Consider the following 19,415-nt stretch of genomic DNA (forward strand, 5'->3'; position numbering starts at 1 on the left):
CGTGCCCCTCCGCATCGATCTCTGCCGCTTCGGATAAAAGGACGCCTTCATGACCGATCCGTCAGCACCCTGGCCAACTGAGCTGCGTGTTGCCAAGGACAGGAAGTCACTTGCCATCGCCTTCAACTCAGGTGAAGCGCACGAACTGTCTGCAGAATATCTGCGTGTGTGTTCGCCCTCGGCCGAGGTCAAGGGCCATGCGCCTTCTCAGAAAAAGACAGTTCCGGGGAAACGCAATGTCGAGATCATCAAGATAGAGCCGGTGGGCAACTATGCCGTCCGTATCCACTTTGACGACATGCACAATTCCGGGATCTATTCCTGGACCTATTTTTTGCAGCTTGGCCGAAACCCCGATGATCATTGGGGTGTCTATCTGGCGGAGCTGGAGGCAAAGGGCCTGAGCCGGGACCGCTGAAACCAGTCCCGCATTGCCCAGCTGGAAACGGGGTGGTCGAATCGGGTAGCCTGATCACGGCTTGACCCGCGCCGTCCCCCTCCAACTGGAGCAGCAGACATCCTGCAGGGTTCAATTTCATGGTTCGACCAGACCCGTGCGGTCGCATTAGGAGGGATTGCGTCAGTCGCACGTGGCATGGAGGTCGCACATGAAACTGACTGCCCCGATCTATCGATTGAAAAGTCGTGCCCGCAAACTCTCACGCGAAAACCGTATCCGTTTGCACCAGGCCCTCGACGCGGTTGCAATTGCGGAGGGATTTCGTAGCTGGAGCCATCTGGCAAATGCCTGGCAGCCAAATCGACCGGCTAGGTCTCTTCTGGAAGCGCTTGCGCCCGGTGACCTGCTGCTGCTGGCAGCTCGGCCAGGAGAGGGCAAGACCGTCCTCGGCCTGGAGATTGCCGCCGAAGCGGCGAGGGCCGGGCGGGCCGCCTGGTTCTTTTCATCCGAATGCACCGAAGCCGAGGTGCAGCGAACCCTGTCGGTCAGCGGCTATGGTGATCTGAAAGGGGCCAGGGAGCTGGTCATTGATCTCGCAGACAGCGTCTGTGCGCGGCATCTGATGTCGACTCTATCAGGCGCGGTGCCCGATTCGGTCGCGGTGATCGACTATCTCCAGGTCATGGATCAGGACCGGGCTGAGCCGGTGCTTGGCCATCAGGTCGAGCAACTGAAGCGCTTTGCCAATGAGCGGGAAGTGTCTCTGGTCTTCCTGTCGCAGATCCGCCGGACGTTCGACCCGGCGCAAACCAGGCTCCCCGGGATGGACGATGTCCGGATGCCCAATCCGCTTGATCCTGGCCAGTTCACCAAGAGCTGTTTTTTGCATGGTGGTGAAATCCTGCTTCAGCCCATGCCTGCCTCCGCGTAACAAAAAAGCCGGGCAAATTGCCCGGCTTTTCCCATCTGTCGTTTGGATCAACGCTTGACGATGATCTTCGCGCCAACACTCACATTGTTATAGAGGTGAATGACGTCTTCATTTGCCAGCCGGATGCAGCCGGAAGAAACGGCGGAGCCGATCGTCCACGGCTCAGTCGTGCCATGAATGCGGTAAAGCGTGGAACCGATATAAAGCGCGCGGGCGCCCATCGGGTTGTTCGGGCCGCCGGGCATGTAGGCCGGCAGGATGCGGCCTTTGCGGCGCTCGCGCGCACGCATCTGTGCGGGCGGGGTCCAGCTCGGCCATTCGGCCTTGCGGGTGACCCGGTGCGTGCCGGCCCACTGGAAGCCTTCCTTGCCAACGCCGACGCCGTATTTCATGGCCTTGCCACCTGGCAGGACGTGATAAAGGCGACGCTCGGACGTGTCGATGACGATGGTGCCCGGGCTGTAGGGGCCGTCATACTTGACGCGCTTGCGCTTGACCGGAGACGGGCCGCCCGGATGATATTTCGGTGTTACCCAGGTGTTCGTGCTGTGGTCAAAAAAGCCATATCGCGGCGCGGCCTGTGCCGTCAGCGCAAAGGCGCTGGCAATCACCGCTACCACCAAGAAGTAAAACTTGTTCATTTCGATCCCCCATTCGCACCGGGCCCACGCCACACGGGTGCTTCGTCACAGGAATTGACGTTACGCAAATGTCCTTGCCGCACTGTTAATAATCATGTCCCAAAAAGGGCTCAATAGGAATCTCACGTTGATGTGAGGTGCCCTCAACTCCTTGAATTGTGCCGAAATTGCAACGGTTTTTTCGTTTTTTACGAGATCTTGCTGACGCTTCCCGTCAAGGTTGCTGTCAGGCCGGCCTGTTGCACAAATGTAGTCTGATTTTCACCTTGGTATTTGCCGGGAGGTGATTCCATGAACGCACCGGGAAACAAAAAAGACCCGCTGCATTCGACAGCGGGTCTCTTTGAGTGAAGCCTCGGCAGATTGTCAGCCCAGGTTCAATTCCTTGAAGAAGTCATTGCCCTTGTCGTCGATGACGATGAAGGCCGGGAAATCTTCGACCTCGATCTTCCAGATCGCTTCCATGCCCAGTTCCTCGAACTCGACCACTTCCACCTTCTTGATGCAGTCCTGGGCAAGCCGGGCAGCCGGACCGCCGATGGAGCCGAGATAGAAGCCGCCATGAGCCTGGCAGGCGCGACGAACCTGGGCAGAGCGGTTGCCCTTGGCGAGCATCACCATGGAGCCGCCTGCGGCCTGGAACTGGTCGACATAGGCATCCATCCGGCCGGCCGTGGTCGGGCCGAACGATCCGGAGGGCATGCCTTCCGGGGTTTTCGCCGGGCCGGCGTAATAGATCGGATGGTTCTTGAAATAGTCGGGCAGGGGCTCTCCGTTTTCCAGCCGGTCGCGCAATTTGGAATGCGCCAGGTCCCGGGCAACGATCAGCGGCCCGGTCAGCGACAGGCGTGTCTTGATCGGATGCTTGGAGAGTTCGCCGAGAATTTCAGGCATCGGCCGGGTCAGGTCGACTTTGACCACGTTGTCCGACAGGTTGTCGTCGGTGACTTCCGGCAGATATTTTTCCGGATGCATTTCCAGCTGCTCCAGGAAAATGCCGTCCTTGGTGATCTTGCCGACAGCCTGCCGGTCAGCAGAACACGAAACGGCCAGGCCGATCGGTAGAGACGCCCCGTGACGTGGCAGGCGGATGACGCGGACATCATGGCAGAAATACTTGCCGCCAAACTGGGCACCGACACCGGTCGCCTGGGTCAGCTTGTGGATCTCGGCTTCCATCTCCAGGTCGCGGAAGGCATGGCCAAGTTCGGAGCCCTGGGTCGGCAGCCCGTCCAAATAGCGCGCTGATGCGAGTTTCGCGGTCTTCAGGTTCATTTCCGCAGACGTACCGCCAATGACAATGGCCAGGTGATAAGGCGGACAGGCGGCGGTGCCGAGCGTCAGGATCTTTTCCTTCAGGAAGTCCACCATGCGGTCATGCGTCAGAAGGGACGGCGTACCCTGGAAGAGGAAGGTCTTGTTGGCCGACCCGCCGCCCTTGGCCATGAACAGGAACTTGTAGGCATCCTCGCCCTCGGCATAGAGCTCGATCTGGGCCGGCATGTTGCTCTTGGTGTTCTTCTCCTCGAACATCGAGATCGGCGCGAGCTGCGAGTAGCGCAGGTTCTTCTTGTAATAGGCGTCGCGCGCGCCTTCGCCGAGCGCTGCTTCGTCCGAGCCGTCGCTCCAGACACGGCGGCCTTTCTTGCCCATGATGATCGCCGTGCCGGTGTCCTGGCACATCGGCAGCACGCCATGAGAGGCAATATTGGCGTTCTTCAGGAGATCGAACGCGACGAACTTGTCGTTCTCGGTCGCTTCCGGATCGTCCAGGATCTTCTTCAGCTGCTCCAGGTGGCCGGGGCGCAGGTAGTGGTTGATGTCTTTGAAGGCTTCTTCAGCCAGCAGGCGCAACCCCTCAGGCTGGACCATGAGCACCTCTTCACCGTTGAACTCGGCCGTCTTGACATAATCCGAGGTCAGTTTCCGGTAGGGCGTCTGGTCTTCTCCCTGCGGGAAGAGGGCGCTGTGCTGGTAGGCGGGGGGCGTGACGGGAGCGTTCATGGGACGGCTTTCCTGATCTGGCTGCCTCCGGACGATGCTTGTCCGGACGCGCTGGATGTTTGGTGCTGTTCTCATACGGCAAAAAGGCCGCGGGCGCCAAGAGCCGCGGCCTGATCAAAAGGTCTCACACTCTCATGTGACTATCGTGCGGCCGTCAGATCCAGTGTGACGGTAACCGCGTCACCGACCGTGTCGGTGCCGACGCCCGTGCCGAGCTTGTAGGCGATCCGGTCCACGGTTGCCGTGCCGGTTGCCCTGGCGGTGTCGCCATCGATCTCGAGCGTGAAGTCAAGCGCAACCGGATGGGACACGCCCTTGATCGTCAAGGTGCCGTCCGCGCGATAGCTGCTGCCCTCGACGAGGGTTGCGCCGTCGGCGGCAAAAACTGCATCCGGAAAGGCGCTGACGTCGAACCAGTCCTTGCCCGGCAACGTGCCGTCAAACTGAGCATTGCCGGTCGAAGCGCTTGCGGGTTTTACTGTCGCCTTGATCTTGGCACTTTCCGGGGCCGCCGGGTCAAACTCGATGGTTGCGTCCCAGGTGGTGAATTGACCCTTCAGGGTGTTTTCCCCCTGTTTCACTTCGAAACCCAGGCTGCTCTGGTCCTGAGCCACGGTCCACGTGTCGGCCAGCGCGGCGCCGGCATGTCCCGAAGTGAAGAGGAATGCCAATGCAAAAAGGCTGTTTTTCAATGCCATGTCGGATTTTCCTGATTCAACTTGTTAGTTATCGGCTCTGGCCGGAGCTGTGGACACCATGCGCTTGAGTGTGTCGTCGCGCGCGATCAGGTGGTGTTTGAAGGCCGCCGCGATATGCACGAAGATCAGTGCGATCAGCAGATAGGCGCCATAGGCGTGGAGCAGTTTGAAGAAGCTCTCCGCTTCCGCCTGCGTACCCAGGACTTCCGGGACCGGCAGGTGCGGCACCGGCAGTACGTTGAAAACAATTGTCGGAATGCCCCATGGCGACGCGGAGGCCATCAGCCAGCCGGTGAGCGGCATCGCGAACAGCAGGGCGTAAAGGCCGATATGACCAAGATGGGCACCCAGCCTTTCCAGCGGATGCATGCCATCCGGCAATCTGGGCGACGGGTTGGCAAGGCGCCAGGTTAGCCGCAGCGCAGCGAGCGCGAGCACGACAAACCCGATGGATTTGTGCAGCTGGTAGAGCGTGAACAGCTCGGGATCGTCGCTCGGCAGGCTGGTCATATAGAGCCCGAAGGCGAGCATGCCGGCAATCATCAGGGCCATCACCCAGTGAAACAGGATCGCGACCCTGCCATATCCGGTTTTGGTGTTGCGCAGCATCGCCGGCTCCTCAGGTTGCCGGAGGCCGCTCGGCCCCCGGCGTCTTTCGATCAGTTGGTGGCGTCGGCCTTCAGCGTTTCAGCATGGAAGGTGACGGTCACCTCATCCCCCACATAGGGAACAAACATGTCCATGCCAAAGTCGGACCGCTTGATGACGGTGGAAACGGCAAATCCGGCAGCTTCCTTCTTGGCCATCGGGTGTTCGCCAAGCGCGGTAACCGTGACGTTCAGGGTTGTCGGCTTGGTGACGCCCTTGATGGTCAGGTCGCCAGTGACCTCGAGCTGGTTTTCACCAACCTGTTCGACCTTGGTGCTGGCAAAGGTCGCTTTCGGGAATTTGTCGGCGTCGAAGAAGTCCGCGCTTAGGAGGTGCTTGTCACGATCCGCCCAGAACGTATCGAGGCTGGTGATGTCGATGGTGAATTCGATGGAGGAGTTGGCGGGGCTGTCCTTGTCGATCAGGAGTGTGCCATCCCAGTTGCCGAAACGACCGTCTGTCGTGGAATAGCCGAGATGATTATAGGTGAACGACAGGTTGGCGTGAGACTTGTCAAAGTCGAAAGCGACTGGTTCGGCAGAAGCTGCGCCGGCAAAAAGGGACAGAGCCAGTGCGGGAGCTGCAAGACGGATCATGTTCAAACCTCGTAAGAATGGTGTCAGGAGCGTTCGCCCATGAACGCTGCATTGCGGAAGATAGGCATGAAATCGGCGCATGCAATTTGACTGACTGTTCTGAAATTTCGAACAATCACAGCCCGATTTCTGACACTGTTTTGGTGAAGGCCTGATAAGAAATTCCGAGTCGATTGTTACTGCTCGCTATCCGAAAACCGCGGACCTTTCAGAATCAGCATCGCCTGCAAGTGCCCATGTGGTGTCTTTGGTGGCGCAATCAAGAGTTGCTTAGCTCGGTAAGTGCATGATAACTCGAAAGAAGTTCCAGTGTCATCATTCCATCAAGAAATTCAGGCACCTCTTGGCTCATCTTTCCTGACGTATAGCTGAAATCGGAACCCGAAAGCCTTCAGATCACCGGTCTGGAGCACCAGGAGAATCGACGTGAAACAAGCGATGGTTGTTTGTCACCGAGGCGCGTCTCTGTGGGCTCCTGAAAACACGCTGGCGTCCCTGGAGAAAGCCATCGAGATGGGCGCGGAGGCTGTTGAGCTTGACGTGCGACCGTCCCGGGATGGCATTCTGTACGTCATGCATGACGCCACAGTGGATCGAACCACCAATGGCTCAGGCCGGATTTCGGACCTGACATCGGCTGAAATTGATGCGCTCGACGCCGGTATCTGGTTCGGCCCGGACTTCGCCGGCGAGCAGGTGCCCCGGTTGGACCGGTTCCTGGATGCCTGCAAGGGCCGGATTGCCACTTATGTGGAAATCAAGGACGGCGACCCCGGAGAAGTTCGTGACATGCTGGCGGTGCGCGGCATGCTCAGCGAGGCCTGGACCTTTTCCTTTGACCAGGCCATTCGCGCGGAGGCTCGTGCCAAGGTCCCCGACCTGCGCCGCATGGTTCTCTTCATTCACGTTGGATCGGTTGACCGCGCCGTGGCACAGGAGGCGCAGATCATTGAGTTTCACGAAGACAATCTGGACCCTGATCTGGTCGCGGCGGCAAAAAGGGCGGGCCTGATCACCCAGATGTTTTACGCCGGTAGTGATCGGGCAGTCTTTGAAAGGGCCGTACGCTGCGGGGTCGAGCAGATGAATATCGATCAGATTGAGGTGTTTCGGTCGGTGGAAAATGACCTGCTCACCCCCGTGTAGTGCACCACCTGTTTCTGCATTTGGCATGTCCGTTCCTGAGCAAGCCGGCCGATGAGAGAGGCAGCGGCCTGTTGCCGGCAGTATTTGTCGATATGGTAAACGGTCAGGAAAGCTTTACTCTGGGTGGCAGAAAGAGATAGGGGTGCAGCATTTCCATCGAAGGTAGCAGAAACGGGAAGATATGTTGCCAGAAATGGTGACCAGGAACCTTCCCCTTTCATTACAATTTTAGCGGATTGAAAATCGGCAATATTTCCAAGTTTTCTTCAAATCCTGTTAAGTGCCCTTACGTAGCCTCTGGTTTCGAATAAATTTAGGCGTTTGGGGGCACTTGTGTCGAAAAACACTCTGCTGGAACGTTGGTCTGAATGCCGGTGCAGAACCGTTGCAGCCGTCGATCTCACTGGTTTCGACCGCGCGTTCCGGCTAACGGCGATGTCCGTATTCTTCTGCCTGCTGTTGTTCGGCGCGGTCACGGGCGCTTTGGCGCAGGAAAATCAGGCAACCGAAAACAACTGGCATTGGAAGGTGGATCGCGTCACCGGCCGTGTTTTGGTGGAGACGAGGACCGGAGAGTCATTTACTGCGGAAAAAGGCATGATCGTGCGCCGCGGCTGGAAGGTCAGGACCGGCCAGGGCCGGGTTGCCATTCGGCGCGGCGACCAGAAATTTGTCGTGTCCAGGGGCGCTGTTGTAACGCTCCAGCCTGGTGGGTTCTTCATCAAGCGAATGGTGGTCTATCAAGACAGGGGCCAGCTCGACGTAAACGTAACACGCAGATGGTTTCGCCATTTCAAGGTCGAAACCCCCTTCCTGGCAGCTGTCGTCAAAGGGACAGATTTCCGAGTGCGGGTGACCCAGAACACGGCGACGGTCAATGTTGGGCAAGGCGTCGTCGGAGTGCATGATTTTGCATCTGGAGACCGTGCCGACATCGGTGTCGGGCAGTCTGCATTCACCAATCCCGCGCGCCGTGTTGGCCTTTCTGTCAGAGGACGTACGCGGCCAGTGGTGCGTCCGGGGCCGAAACGCGCGCCTGCATTTGCAACCCGTATTGTCAGAAACGTGCCGGCAACGGCGGCAGAAGCGCGAGCCCTGAACGCAAACAACGCTTCAAGCAACAGCAACGGCAATTCGAACGGCAACAGCAACGGCAATTCGAACGGCAACAGCAACGGCAATTCGAACGGCAACGGCAATTCGAACGGTAACGGCAACGGCAATTCGAATGGCAACAGCAATGGCAATTCGAACGGCAACAGCAATGGCAATTCGAATGGCAACAGCAATGGCAATTCGAACGGCAACAGCAACGGCAATTCGAATGGCAACGGCAACGGCAACAGCAACGGCAATTCGAATGGCAACGGCAATGGCAATTCAAACGGCAACGGCCGCTGAAACTAAATCCGCCGGCGATTGATACCGACGCACGCGCCGGCCACATCCGTTTGCATACTTGCAACTCGGATTGTCTGGCGACCGACAGCGCGTCAGTGTCAGGATTACAGATAGTACTTGTAAGAAATTTGAATGCAAAAACCGATCGAAGGCTCAGGCAAATCGTCAAAACTGCTAGGTGAAAATGACAATATTAGATCATTTTCACTTTGGGTTAAGCGGTTGGGAGTATTCAGATGTCCACTGGGAACTTGAACAGGTTGACCCGACATGAAGTGTGCGAAGACAGTTTGCCCTAGTGGGGCGGTATTCAAGTCTGAGATTTATTTACTTCTGAAGAAATCAACAGTTGGGTTGAAAACCTCTTTTTGTGCCTTCTTGCTAATATTCTGCATGGCGGCCTCTGCTGAAGCGAATTCTCAGAACTGGGTCGTCAAGCGCGTATCTGGGATTGTCTATTTTGTAGCGCCTGGCGTCGACGCATTTCGTGTCAAACGTGGTATGGTCTTCGAGAAGGGCTTTACCTTGGGAACGCGATCCGGCGCCCGAGCTTTGATTGCGCGTGGCAGTGAAACCATTTCTGTGGGGCCGAATACGACCTTTGCGCTTTCGCAGTATCGCAGCAAGGGTGGCAAAACCACGTTGTTGCAGCGGAAGGGGTCGATCGAGGTCGACGTGCAGAAACGGCAGCGACCGCATTTTACAGTCGAAACGCCGTTCTTTGCTGCCGTGGTAAAAGGCACGCGCTTTCGCGTCGATGTGCGGTCGAAGCGAGCAGACGTGTCGGTACAGCGTGGTCTGGTGGAAGTGGCTGACTTCGCGTCTGGTGACAGGGTAGATCTTGCAGCCGGTCAAAGCGCGTCGAGTGCGCCCTCTCGAAAGGTCGGGCTTACGGTTGGTGGCCGCACGAAGCCGGTGGTTAGACCAGGCCGGAAGCGGGCGCCGGTCTTCAATGCGCCGCCGGTGGAAAATGTACCCACAAGCACGCCCACCAACAATCGGCGCGGTGGCTTGGGTAACTTTCTGAACGCCGGCTCAAACAGCAACGGGAATTCCAACGGCAACAGCAATGGCAATTCCAACGGCAACAGCAACGGGAATTCCAACGGCAACAGCAACGGCAATTCGAACGGCAACAGCAACGGGAATTCGAACGGCAACAGCAACGGGAATTCCAACGGCAACAGCAACGGCAATTCCAACGGCAACAGCAACGGGAATTCCAACGGCAACAGCAACGGGAATTCCAACGGCAACAGCAATGGCAATTCCAATGGCAACAGCAACGGGAATTCCAACGGCAACGGCAATGGAAATTCCAATGGAAACGGCAATGGCAATGGTCGTAATTGAGCGTTCTTGAATTCTGCTGGCCGAAGGGGGATGCTTCGGTCGGCAATTGAAAGCGCAAATGATGGGCTGAGGGTGTGACTTTCTGGCGGGCGGTCTTTGAAAAGCGTGTCTTCAACGCTGCCTTGATCTCAATCTGCGTGATTGCGGTCGTGGCAATGCTGCGTCTGACCGGATTGGGTACCACGCTCGACAGATTTCTTTGGGAAACCCGTTTTCTCGCCAGCGAACGTTCTGTCTCGGGCGACATCGTTGTCGTTGATATTGATGCCAAGAGCCTGGATGAACTCGGGGTCTGGCCGCTGCCACGCCGGTTGTTTGCCGAAATGACAGACAAGCTGGTGGCCGACGGTGCGCGTGACATCGTCTTTGATGTCGATTTCAGTGCTAATTCCAATCCCGAAGATGATGCTTTGCTGGCCGCTGCCTTTGAGCGCGCAGGCAATGTCAGTCTTGCCGTGTTTCGCCAGTCCGCATCTGTCGACCTGAATGCCGGTGAGGTTGTCAATCAGCCTATCCAGCAACTGCTGGACACGGCCTGGCCGGTAGTCGTGATGGTTCCAATGGAACGGGACAGCCGGATCTGGCGCAATCTCTATGGCTTTGAAATCGATGGAACCGCGGAACTGTCTGCGGCCGCCTATCTCGGCGATCACACAGGCAGCACGGAGGGTGCTTTCTGGCTCGACTACAGTATCGGGATTGACAAGCTTGACCGTGTCTCCCTGATCGACGTGCTGCAGGGCGCCTTTCCCTCAGGACAATTCCTGGACAAGAAAGTTGTCGTCGGCGCGAGCGCGCAGGAACTTCGGGACCTCTTTCCCGTTCCGGTCTACGGCATGTTGCCGGGCAGTATCATTCAGGCGCTTGGCGGGGAAACCCTGCTGCAGGGCAGGGCGCTTGAACAGAGGGGCGAAGCGCTTGTCGTTGGCGTTGCCGTTCTTATCGTTTTTCTGATGTTTCTCACCAGGGCGGATGGCTGGTTTATCAAGCTGAGCATCCTGGCCCTCACGGCGCTTGCCATCGAGCTGATTGCCTTCGGGCTGCAAAAGTCCGCTCCGCTGATGGTCCCGACAGCAAGCGCCCATTTTGTGTTGCTCGTGGCAGCCGCGGGGATCGTCTTTCGGGAACTTGGCTTCTACAAGCTGCTGTCCCACCTGGCGACGATCCGACGCCGGAACAGCGAGCGCATGCTGGGCCTGGTCTTTGACGACAGCTTTGACGCGATCGTCGTGTTACAGGACGACGGCAAGATATCCGCCGCCAGCCAGATGGCGCGTGATTTATTCCAGACCGATGCATTGCTTGGAAAACAGGCCAGAAATGTCCTGCCGCCGGAGCTTGTCGAGGAGGCTCTCTCGGTGCTGGCTACCCAGACCACAAAGAGGCCGGTGCCAAAGGTCCTGACGCTGCTGCATAATGACGGTGCACGGCGCTACATTGAATATGTCGTAACGCGATCCGAGCGCTCTGTTGCCAGTCCTGGCAACTCAAAAAAAGTGGCAACCAAGGCGGTCGCCTGCCTGACATGCAGAGACGTGACGGAAGAGAGAGAGGCCGTGGAACGGCTTGCCTTTCTGGCTCGTTTTGACCCAAGTACCGGCCTCAGCAACCGCAACGGTTTTGAGGAGAAACTCGACACGGCACTGCAGACGGCGCGCGGATCCGGTCATGAAGTCTGCGTCATTCAGGTTGCGGTCACCAATCTGGATCAGATCGTTGCATCGCTCGGCTTTTCCTATGGAGATCAGGTGCGAAAGGCGATCTCATCACGCTTGAAGAACCATCTGGCACAGAAGGCCGAGTGGGCGACGTTGTCCCCCGAGGTGTTTGCGGGCGTGTTTGTCTGTCAGCAGGGCCAGGACCTTGCGATGATCGAGACGCTCAAGGACGTTGTCGGCGAAGACTACAAGGTTGAGGGCGCTCGAATCTCGGTGCAGTTGAAATTCGGTTACATCGTCTCGGACGGAGACATGTCACCGGAAGGTCTGTTGAGGAAGTCTGGCAATGCACTGGCCAAAGTGCGGCGCGACCACCAGGGTCAAACGCTCGGCTTTCAGCCAGAAATGGACGCAGCCCTGCAGCGGCGCCGTACACTCGAAACCGAGCTGTTCAAGGCGATTGTGCGCGACGAGCTGCACATGGTCTATCAGCCGCTTGTTAATCTGGACGATCAATCCATCTTTGGTGTGGAGGCCTTGCTGCGCTGGGACCACCGGGAACTCGGGCCGATCTCTCCGGCCGAGTTTGTCCCGATCGCCGAGGAAAACGGATATATCGTGGAACTCGGCGCCTGGGCCTTGAACCGCGGCATGAAAGAAGCGTTATCCTGGTCAAGTCCGCTCAGACTGTCTGTCAACATCTCGGCGATTCAACTCAGCCGCGGGAACCTGGTGGCTTCCGTGAAAGAGGCACTGGATCGCACGGGTTTTCCGGCGGATCGTCTGGATCTGGAAATCACAGAGTCCTTGTTCATTGATGACAGTCTCGACCTCGACTACCACATGAATGCCCTCAAGGCGCTCGGCTGCAGCTTTTCTCTCGACGACTTCGGCACCGGCTATTCGTCATTGAGCTATATTCCGAAATATCCGTTTTCCAAGATCAAGCTCGACCGGACCTTCGTGCGCCAATCGATCTCCAGCGAACAGGACATTGCCGTTATCGAGTCCGTCCTGCATTTGGCCAAAGGGTACCGGATGTCAGTGGTCGTGGAAGGGATTGAAACGCCTGACCAGGCGTCCAAGCTGCAGGAGCTGGGCTGCGAATACGGTCAGGGCTTCCTGTTCGGCAGGCCGATGAGCGCCATCAACCTGGCAACGCTGCTGATCAACGCGGCCTGATTGGAAACACTCCGTAACGCCCATCAGACGTTTTCGGCAGTCGCGTCGGCTTGGACCAAGTGAGGATGTTGCTTGCACCGGCAGCGGCTCAGACGATCAGGTCAAGCCGCGCTGCCGGAGACGTTGATCAGAGCCCCAGGCCGCCGATACAGCTGTATTTGACGTTCAGATAATCGTCGAGACCGTATTTCGAACCTTCATTGCCCATGCCGCTGTCTTTGACGCCACCAAAAGGGGCGACTTCAGTGGTGATGACGCCTTCATTCACCCCGACCAGGCCATAGTGCAGCTGTTCCATCACGCGGAATGTGCGGCCGAGGTCCTGGGCATAGAAATAGCAGGCAAGGCCGTATTCCGTGTCATTGGCCAGCTGGATGGCTTCCTCCTCGGTGTCGAATTTGAAGAGGGCTGCCAGCGGACCGAAGGTTTCCTCATGTGCCACTTTCATGTCGGAGGTGGCGCCCGTGATCAGGGTAGGCTCGTAGAAGGAACCCGGCGCATCCGGACGCTGGCCGCCTGCCACCAGCTCACCGCCCTTGGCAAGGGCATCCTGGACGTGATCTGCAACCTTTTCGACCGCGGCTTCGTTGATCAGCGGACCCTGGGTGGTGCCGGCCGCAAGGCCGTCGCCAACCTTGAGCTGGGCGGCCATGGCGGCCTTCAGCTTGTCGGCAAAGGCATCGTATACCCCGGCCTGGACGTAGAGGCGGTTGGCGCAGACACAGGTCTGACCGGAATTGCGAAACTTGCTGGCGATCGCACCTTCCACCGCACGGTCCAGATCGGCGTCGTCGAACACGATGAACGGTGCGTTGCCGCCCAGCTCCATCGAGATCTTTTTCATGTTCTTGCCTGCATTGGCTGCCAGCAACTTGCCGACACGGGTCGACCCGGTGAAGGTGAGCTTGCGCAGGGCCGGGTTTTCGCACATTTCCTCGCCGATGGCAGGCGCGTCACCTGTAAGGATGTTTATGACACCGGCCGGCAGGCCGGCCTTTTCGGCCATCACGCCATAGATCAGAGCGGAATAGGGCGTGAACTCAGCCGGTTTCAGGACCATCGTGCAGCCCGCAGCAAGCGCTGCGCCGAGCTTGCGCGCGATCATGGAATTGGGAAAATTCCAGGGTGTGATCGAACCGACAACACCGACAGGCTCCTTCGTCACCAGGATGCGGCGATCGGCCCAGGGCGAGGGGATGGTGTCGCCATAGATACGCTTGCCCTCTTCGGCAAAGAAGCGGATGTATTTGACGCCGAGCGCGATTTCGCCCTTGGCCTCTGCAAGGGGCTTGCCCATCTCCGTGGTCAGCAACACGGCCAGGTCGTCGATCTGGTCCATGATGGCGTCGCACAGCTTGTGCATGAGATTGGCGCGGGCCTCGGCGGTCAGTGCTTTCCAGGCAGGCAGGGCGGCAGAAGCTGCCTCGATTGCCCGGGCCGTTTCCGGACGGCCGCAATAAGGGATCGTGCCGATGGTCTCGCCCGTTGCCGGATTGGACACGCCAATCGTCTGGCCGCTATCGGCGTCCTGCCAGGCGCCACCGATAAAGACTTGTTCCTTCAACAAAGACGTATTCAAAGACATGGAGACTTCCCGATCCGTGTGACTTGACCGGATAGTGATAGGGGGCGGACAAAGGCTCTGGCAAGCGCTTTTGAAGCGGAACGGTTCCGAAGGCCCTGATATGTGTCAGGGCTTGTGCGGGCGCACCGCGCTCAAGAGATCAATGCGCTCAAACCGCAAAAGCCGGCGTCTTGCGACGTCGGCTGAAGCCTTAAGGTTCCGGACTTGGGTCGGGCCGTTTCCCGGAAGGGTGCCGGTCGGCTCAGGCGCCTTCGAGGCGCTCCTGAAGCGAGGCGATTTCATCCGCGAGCGCCTGGGCCTGCCGCTGAACGCGGTCAAGCGCAACACGCATGCTGTCAATGTCGGACGCTGCGGGCACATCGGCAGCCGGTGGTGTGCCGCGACCGACGAGCAGCCAGGTCGGGCTCACATTCAGGACGCCGGCCAGCAGCACAAGCTTGTTGGAGCGCGGTTCGGACCGGTCGCTTTCCCAGCTGTGAAGCGTGGATGTCTTGATGCCGAGACGCCGGGCCAGCTGCGCCGTGGAAAGACCGGAAGCGTCGCGTGCCTTGCAGATCCGCTCACCCAGTGTGTAGTCGCTGCTGCTGGTGGACATGATGTCACTCCCGTTTTTTCCGGCCGACTCCGCCGCCAGATAAACGGTCTGCTCCGGATGGGACGGAGAGTTTCTTTTGAATATTTGGTTCATGGCGCGCACACTGGCACGTCTCATGTGTGCACCGCAACCGTCCAAGGCGAATTTGTCGCAATGACGCAGGCCTGCGGCGTGTTCTCGCAAATTGCCTGTCAAAATTGCCGTGCTGCAGTCGAGGGCAGCAGGCGATTCTAGTATTCGCGCTCGAAAAAGATGCCTGCTTTTGAGGACCCGTCGGCCCCCACTTCACCGCGCACTTTCAGACCGCGATCAAGATCGATATCCACCTTCACACGGCTGGAGCCACTGCCGGTTCCCTGTTCGACCCCGACATAGATGTTGTCATTGATGTATTTGCCGACGGCGACAGACGGACCATCCTCACCGTCGGTATTGATGTCGATCGCATCGAGCCCGAGCGACTTCCGGATCGAGGCGAGGGGGCCACTGTCGCTGCCGCCGGTCAGGGTGGCGATTGCGGCCGCGAGCCGGGCAACCTGCGTTGCCGACAGATTGCCGACGCTCTTGCCGAACAGGAGCAGCGCGAGCACCTCGTCCTGAGGCAATTCGGGAGAGGAAGTGAAGGCGATCTGCGGGTCGTCGGCCTCGCCGCTCACCGTGACCGTGATGGTGGTGTCGCTGACCGTCGTGGAAGCGGCAAAATCGAGGAGCGGTGTCAGTGAGCCTTCAAACGTGGCGCTGCCGCGCGAGAACACCAGACGACGGGTTAGAATATCGAGCTGACCCCGCTTCAGGCTGAAAGCGCCAACCGCCTGGGGGGAAGCCGTGGTGCCGACGATCTTCAGATTGCCTTGCAGTTCGGCGTCAAGACCACGGCCGCGAATGAAGATGCGGCCCGGGGCCGACAACAGGATGTCCAGGCGTGGCGGGATCGTTTTCTGCTGCGTCTGCCGTTGCTGGGTATCGCCTCCAAGCTCGGCAACCTGCTGACGCACCGCCTTGGACGCGTTGACGTGCCGAACTTCGACAGGCGGGATTGCGCCGGGCAAATACTCCGGAATGGAGACATCTGCCTTGTTGATGGTAACCGTGCCGCCGATCAGGGCCGATGAAGAGGTCGACGCGAGCGGTCCAGAGATTTTCAGATCGGCATCCACTTCCGCGCTCACCAGCCCGGGGTCGATGTAGCGGCCCTTGTTCAGCTTGATCGAGAGATCCGTCGGAAAACCGTTTTTCATGCCGACTGTACCACCGGCCGACAGGGTTCCGCCGGTTGCCAACTCGCCGGTGATCCCGTTGAGCGAGGCCTGATCCTGTGTGACAGCAGCCGTACCGCCGATGTTCTGAACGGTCAGTCCGGTCGACAGGCTGGTGACCCTGAGGCCGGCCGGTGTCGCGGTGATCTGGTAGGCGGGTGCTTTTGCGGATCCGCCAACGGTTCCTTTCAGGGCAATCGCGCCCTCCGCCCGAATGCCCGCCTCCAGAAGAGGCCGCCGAAGGGCCGCCGTCGGGATCGTGCCGTCCAGTGTCAGGGCCAGGGCATTGGGCTGTTGCAGCCCGACAGTGCCGGAGGCGGAGAGGTTCAGCCCGTTCGGGTCGCTGACCTTGCTTGTCTGGGAAATCTGGTTGTCCTTCAGATCTCCGGAACTGGTCAGGCTGAGCGCTGCCAGGCCATTGTTCCGCAATTCGCTTGCCGTGAGCCCCGTACCGGTGATCGACCAGGTTGCCTGCGGTGCGGAGGCGCTGCCGGTTGCCGTGATATTGCCAGAGAGAGAGCCGCCGAGCCCGAGCGACGGCGCAAAGGCGTTGGCAAGGTTCAGTGGTACTGATTTCAACTCGGCTTTCAGGTCCAGTTGTTCGCCGGCCTGGCCGGAGAGGGACAGGGAACCGTCACCGAGTTGAAGGTCGAGCGGCGCGATCGTGGCGGTGCCCTCGGTATAGGCAATCGTGGTTGGTGCCGTCAGTTTGCTGGCCAGGCCCTGGTAGCGCATGGCAAGTTCTGAAAGCGCGAGCAGATAGCCGCCGTCATCCGGTTGGCTGACCCTTGCTTGTAGCGCGAGCCCGTCCTTGCCGCTGCTATCAAGATCTATCCTGGCGCCGATTGACGTGCCGCCATTGTCCGGCCGGGCTTGCAGGTTGACACTGTGTACGGGCGTGGCGTCGGTCAGCAGATCGTTGATTTCGATATCGGCCGACACTGTTTCGGGGGCATAGGGCGCCGCCAGATTAGCCTTCATTTTCAGGCTGCCCAGGCTCAGCGAAGGCACATCAATTCCGCTGCCTGTGATGTCGAGTGCAAGTTGCTTGCGCTCAGGATCTGCCGAGATAGTTCCATTCAAGCGGCCGCTGATGTCCGTCAACAGGAGCGGGGAGAGCGAAGCCAGGTCCGGCGCGTCGATCTTCAGATCGCCCTTGAGCGTCTCGACCGGGCGGTTGAGGTCAGCGAAGGTCAATGCGCCGGAGACCGTGTTTCCGGCAAGTTTCACTGACAGGGGGCTGAGCTCCGCGCCACCGTCCTTGCTGACCAGTTCCACATCAACCGCTATCGCTTGCTCGTTCAGCGCGGCTGCCCCCTTGAGCCTAGCCGAGGGGGTCGAGCGATTTGCAACGGCATCGGCCGAGAATGTCAGATTGTCGAGGGGCGTTCCTGCCAGGAGGATCTGTTTGGAGGCGGCGGTCGCCTTTACCTCAAGAGCCTCGATGGGCCCTGAGGTTGTCGCGTCAAGTTCCAGACTGCCGGCAAGTTGGCTGTCTGCCTTTGACAGGTCGGCGAGGCTTGCCGTCAGCGCGGAGGTCAGGTTGCCATCGGCAAAGTGAGCCTTCCCGGAAACGTTCAGCTGATCGTTGCCAATTGCGAGATTTTCCAGATTGATATCGCTTGTGCCACTCAGGTCCAGCGTCAGGTCCGTGCGGGTTTCACCGGCCAGCAAGGCATCCGCCTGCGGAACGGCAACAGAGACATCCTTGCTGATCAGGGACGCGGTGGCTGTTCCCGTCAATTGGCTGGGATCCAAGTCGGCTGTGAATTGTCCGGCGATGCCGCCGCCAAGGTCTCTTCCTGCCAGTTCGGACAAGATCGCCAGGTCAGGAACAGAAATGCGTCCCTTGCCGCTGAATTTGTCAGGCGACAGGGTCGTGTCGGTCAAGGTGAGGGTCGTGGCCGAAGACGTGACTGCGAGTTCCGACAGGTGAACGTCCTGCGTTCCAGAGCTGATTGATCCGCTGCCGGTAACGGAAAGCGGACCGGACAGCGCTGCTGTCTGCTGCGTTAGTCCATCCAGTCCCGTGACGTCGAGCGTCAGGGCAAAAGGGGACGTCAATGCTCCGGAGCTGAAATCCGCGCCATTGCCGGAGACCTTCAGCTGGACCCTGTCCGTGCGCAGTTCTGTCGTCTGAAAAGAGGCAAGTTCTAGATCGGCTGCCCAGTCGGCGGCACCTTGTGTGCCGGAGACGTTGATCTGGCTGGTCACCGGTCCAAAGGCAATGCGGCGATCGCCGACGTCAAGCGCAATCAGTGCCCCGCCACCCGCATTGACGGACAGACCGGCGGTGACATCCATCTTGTCATTCGCGAGATCAGCCTTTGCATCGAGGGCGAGCGTCTGGGTCCGGGCGGAAAGATTGGCCGCAAGCGGCGCAAAATCCGACGAAAACCGCGCTGTGCCGGTGAGGTCCGTCGTGCCGAGCACGAAGGCCTGGGCGGCGGGTGGGGCCAGGTCGGCAAGAAGGCCATCAAGATCGAAGCTGAGATGGCGCTCCGAAGCGGTTTCCTGCAGGCTGGCGGAGCCTGTAACCGTGGATTTGCCATCAAGCGCGACGCTCAGGTCGGCAGCCCAGTCGGTGAGCGGCCCGCTGCCCTTCAATAGGAGGTCCAGGGCAGGCAAATCCGGCACATCAAGCAGGCGTGCGGCCAACCCGCCACGTGGTTCGGAGATGGAAACATCGAATTGCAGGGTTTCGGCCGACGGTTCGAACCGGGCCTTGGCGGTCAATCCTGCGTCGATCCCGTCCACCCGGCGAACATCGAGATCCGCTGTGACAAGTGCCGGGTCGAGCGCAAACGCCCCTGAGCCGGAGGCTGTCAGGGAGACGGGCGCGCCCAACAAGTCCTCGCCAAGGTTGATTTCTTGAAGCGACAGCCGCTCAAGCGACACGTTGACCGGCAGGGACACTCCGCTCGTTCCTTCTGCACCCGGCGTCGCGGACGTGTCGGTGTTCTCGGGCAGCTGGGGAGGCCGCGCCAGGTCGATCTGGCGGGCGCTGAGAACGGTTATGTCCAGGTCACCGGACAGGAGCCGCAGCGGCCTCCAGTCGAACGCGATCGTCTGTGCGGACAGCCAGATGCCCTTTTTGTCCGAAATGTCCAGGCTTTCAATCGAGGCGTCGAGACCAAAGCTGACATAGAGCCCCTCAATCCTGACCGACTGCTCTGGTGTGGAGGCAAGTGAACTGGCAATTCCGGATACCAGATCGCGTCCGGACTGCACCTGCAGCGCGCCGATGACAAGCAACGGCACGGCAATCGCAATTGCGATCAGGAATCCGAAGATCCGCAAGGACAGATTGATAAAACGCAT

14 protein-coding genes are annotated in these 19,415 nt (G+C 59.1%); 6 read left to right on the forward strand and 8 right to left on the reverse strand.

Features of this window, described 5'->3' with window-relative positions; genetic code table 11:
• The first annotated feature begins 49 nt into the window (after positions 1–49).
• Positions 50–418: a gamma-butyrobetaine hydroxylase-like domain-containing protein gene (locus CHH27_RS04075; RefSeq protein WP_094070446.1), complete on the forward strand. Its 369-nt coding sequence runs from the start codon at positions 50–52 to the stop codon at positions 416–418.
• A gap of 190 nt (positions 419–608) precedes the next feature.
• On the forward strand, positions 609–1,331 hold the full coding sequence (locus tag CHH27_RS04080) for a DNA helicase (protein WP_094070447.1): 723 nt from the start codon (positions 609–611) through the stop codon (positions 1,329–1,331).
• 47 nt (positions 1,332–1,378) lie between these two features.
• On the opposite strand, the gene CHH27_RS04085 is transcribed toward CHH27_RS04080, so the two are convergent.
• The 5 genes from CHH27_RS04085 to CHH27_RS04105 form a co-directional block, all read right to left on the reverse strand.
• Positions 1,379–1,972, reverse strand: coding sequence for a L,D-transpeptidase (locus CHH27_RS04085; protein ID WP_094074510.1), 594 nt, complete (start codon positions 1,970–1,972; stop codon positions 1,379–1,381).
• A 366-nt stretch (positions 1,973–2,338) separates the two neighbouring features.
• Positions 2,339–3,976, reverse strand: coding sequence for a fumarate hydratase (locus CHH27_RS04090; RefSeq protein ID WP_094074511.1), 1,638 nt, complete (start codon positions 3,974–3,976; stop codon positions 2,339–2,341).
• A 140-nt stretch (positions 3,977–4,116) separates the two neighbouring features.
• On the reverse strand, positions 4,117–4,674 hold the full coding sequence (locus tag CHH27_RS04095; RefSeq protein ID WP_094070448.1) for a YceI family protein: 558 nt from the start codon (positions 4,672–4,674) through the stop codon (positions 4,117–4,119).
• 24 nt (positions 4,675–4,698) lie between these two features.
• Positions 4,699–5,283 carry a cytochrome b gene (locus tag CHH27_RS04100; protein ID WP_094070449.1) on the reverse strand — a complete coding sequence of 195 codons (585 nt, stop codon included), beginning with the start codon at positions 5,281–5,283 and terminating at the stop codon, positions 4,699–4,701.
• Between the two features lie 50 nt (positions 5,284–5,333).
• On the reverse strand, positions 5,334–5,918 hold the full coding sequence (locus CHH27_RS04105) for a YceI family protein (RefSeq protein ID WP_094070450.1): 585 nt from the start codon (positions 5,916–5,918) through the stop codon (positions 5,334–5,336).
• Positions 5,919–6,344: 426 nt separating this feature from the next.
• Here CHH27_RS04105 and CHH27_RS04110 point away from each other — a divergent pair, with 426 nt between their 5' ends.
• The 4 genes from CHH27_RS04110 (at position 6,345) to CHH27_RS04125 (ending at position 12,658) form a co-directional block, all read left to right on the forward strand.
• A complete protein-coding gene (locus CHH27_RS04110) occupies positions 6,345–7,064 on the forward strand; it encodes a glycerophosphodiester phosphodiesterase family protein (protein ID WP_094070451.1) in 720 nt (239 codons plus the stop codon).
• A gap of 597 nt (positions 7,065–7,661) precedes the next feature.
• Positions 7,662–8,465 carry a FecR domain-containing protein gene (locus CHH27_RS04115; protein ID WP_198338347.1) on the forward strand — a complete coding sequence of 268 codons (804 nt, stop codon included), beginning with the start codon at positions 7,662–7,664 and terminating at the stop codon, positions 8,463–8,465.
• A gap of 393 nt (positions 8,466–8,858) precedes the next feature.
• Entirely contained in the window at positions 8,859–9,818 is a 960-nt protein-coding gene (locus CHH27_RS04120) for a FecR family protein (protein ID WP_094070453.1), read from the forward strand.
• A 74-nt stretch (positions 9,819–9,892) separates the two neighbouring features.
• Positions 9,893–12,658 carry an EAL domain-containing protein gene (locus CHH27_RS04125; RefSeq protein ID WP_208988530.1) on the forward strand — a complete coding sequence of 922 codons (2,766 nt, stop codon included), beginning with the start codon at positions 9,893–9,895 and terminating at the stop codon, positions 12,656–12,658.
• Positions 12,659–12,785: 127 nt separating this feature from the next.
• Here CHH27_RS04125 and CHH27_RS04130 read toward each other — a convergent pair whose 3' ends face one another.
• The 3 genes from CHH27_RS04130 to CHH27_RS04140 all read right to left on the reverse strand — a co-directional run bounded on the left by CHH27_RS04130 (position 12,786) and on the right by CHH27_RS04140 (position 19,415).
• A complete protein-coding gene (locus CHH27_RS04130) occupies positions 12,786–14,243 on the reverse strand; it encodes an NAD-dependent succinate-semialdehyde dehydrogenase (protein ID WP_094070454.1) in 1,458 nt (485 codons plus the stop codon).
• A gap of 241 nt (positions 14,244–14,484) precedes the next feature.
• Positions 14,485–14,838, reverse strand: coding sequence for a helix-turn-helix domain-containing protein (locus CHH27_RS04135; RefSeq protein ID WP_208988532.1), 354 nt, complete (start codon positions 14,836–14,838; stop codon positions 14,485–14,487).
• A gap of 230 nt (positions 14,839–15,068) precedes the next feature.
• Entirely contained in the window at positions 15,069–19,415 is a 4,347-nt protein-coding gene (locus tag CHH27_RS04140; protein ID WP_094070455.1) for a translocation/assembly module TamB domain-containing protein, read from the reverse strand.

This window comes from Labrenzia sp. VG12, assembly GCF_002237595.1.
Classification (GTDB): Bacteria; Pseudomonadota; Alphaproteobacteria; order Rhizobiales; family Stappiaceae; genus Roseibium.

What these genes read in the sequence shown, in the direction of transcription:
- CHH27_RS04095 (WP_094070448.1), bottom strand. Translation starts at nt 4,674, where the DNA reads ATGGCATTGAAAAACAGCCTTTTTGCATTGGCATTCCTCTTCACTTCG.
- CHH27_RS04105 (WP_094070450.1), bottom strand. Translation starts at nt 5,918, where the DNA reads ATGATCCGTCTTGCAGCTCCCGCACTGGCTCTGTCCCTTTTTGCCGGC.
- CHH27_RS04115 (WP_198338347.1), top strand. Translation starts at nt 7,662, where the DNA reads ATGATCGTGCGCCGCGGCTGGAAGGTCAGGACCGGCCAGGGCCGGGTT.
- CHH27_RS04090 (WP_094074511.1), bottom strand. Translation starts at nt 3,976, where the DNA reads ATGAACGCTCCCGTCACGCCCCCCGCCTACCAGCACAGCGCCCTCTTC.
- CHH27_RS04085 (WP_094074510.1), bottom strand. Translation starts at nt 1,972, where the DNA reads ATGAACAAGTTTTACTTCTTGGTGGTAGCGGTGATTGCCAGCGCCTTT.
- CHH27_RS04130 (WP_094070454.1), bottom strand. Translation starts at nt 14,243, where the DNA reads ATGTCTTTGAATACGTCTTTGTTGAAGGAACAAGTCTTTATCGGTGGC.
- CHH27_RS04100 (WP_094070449.1), bottom strand. Translation starts at nt 5,283, where the DNA reads ATGCTGCGCAACACCAAAACCGGATATGGCAGGGTCGCGATCCTGTTT.
- CHH27_RS04140 (WP_094070455.1), bottom strand. Translation starts at nt 19,415, where the DNA reads ATGCGTTTTATCAATCTGTCCTTGCGGATCTTCGGATTCCTGATCGCA.
- CHH27_RS04080 (WP_094070447.1), top strand. Translation starts at nt 609, where the DNA reads ATGAAACTGACTGCCCCGATCTATCGATTGAAAAGTCGTGCCCGCAAA.
- CHH27_RS04120 (WP_094070453.1), top strand. Translation starts at nt 8,859, where the DNA reads ATGGCGGCCTCTGCTGAAGCGAATTCTCAGAACTGGGTCGTCAAGCGC.
- CHH27_RS04135 (WP_208988532.1), bottom strand. Translation starts at nt 14,838, where the DNA reads ATGTCCACCAGCAGCAGCGACTACACACTGGGTGAGCGGATCTGCAAG.
- CHH27_RS04075 (WP_094070446.1), top strand. Translation starts at nt 50, where the DNA reads ATGACCGATCCGTCAGCACCCTGGCCAACTGAGCTGCGTGTTGCCAAG.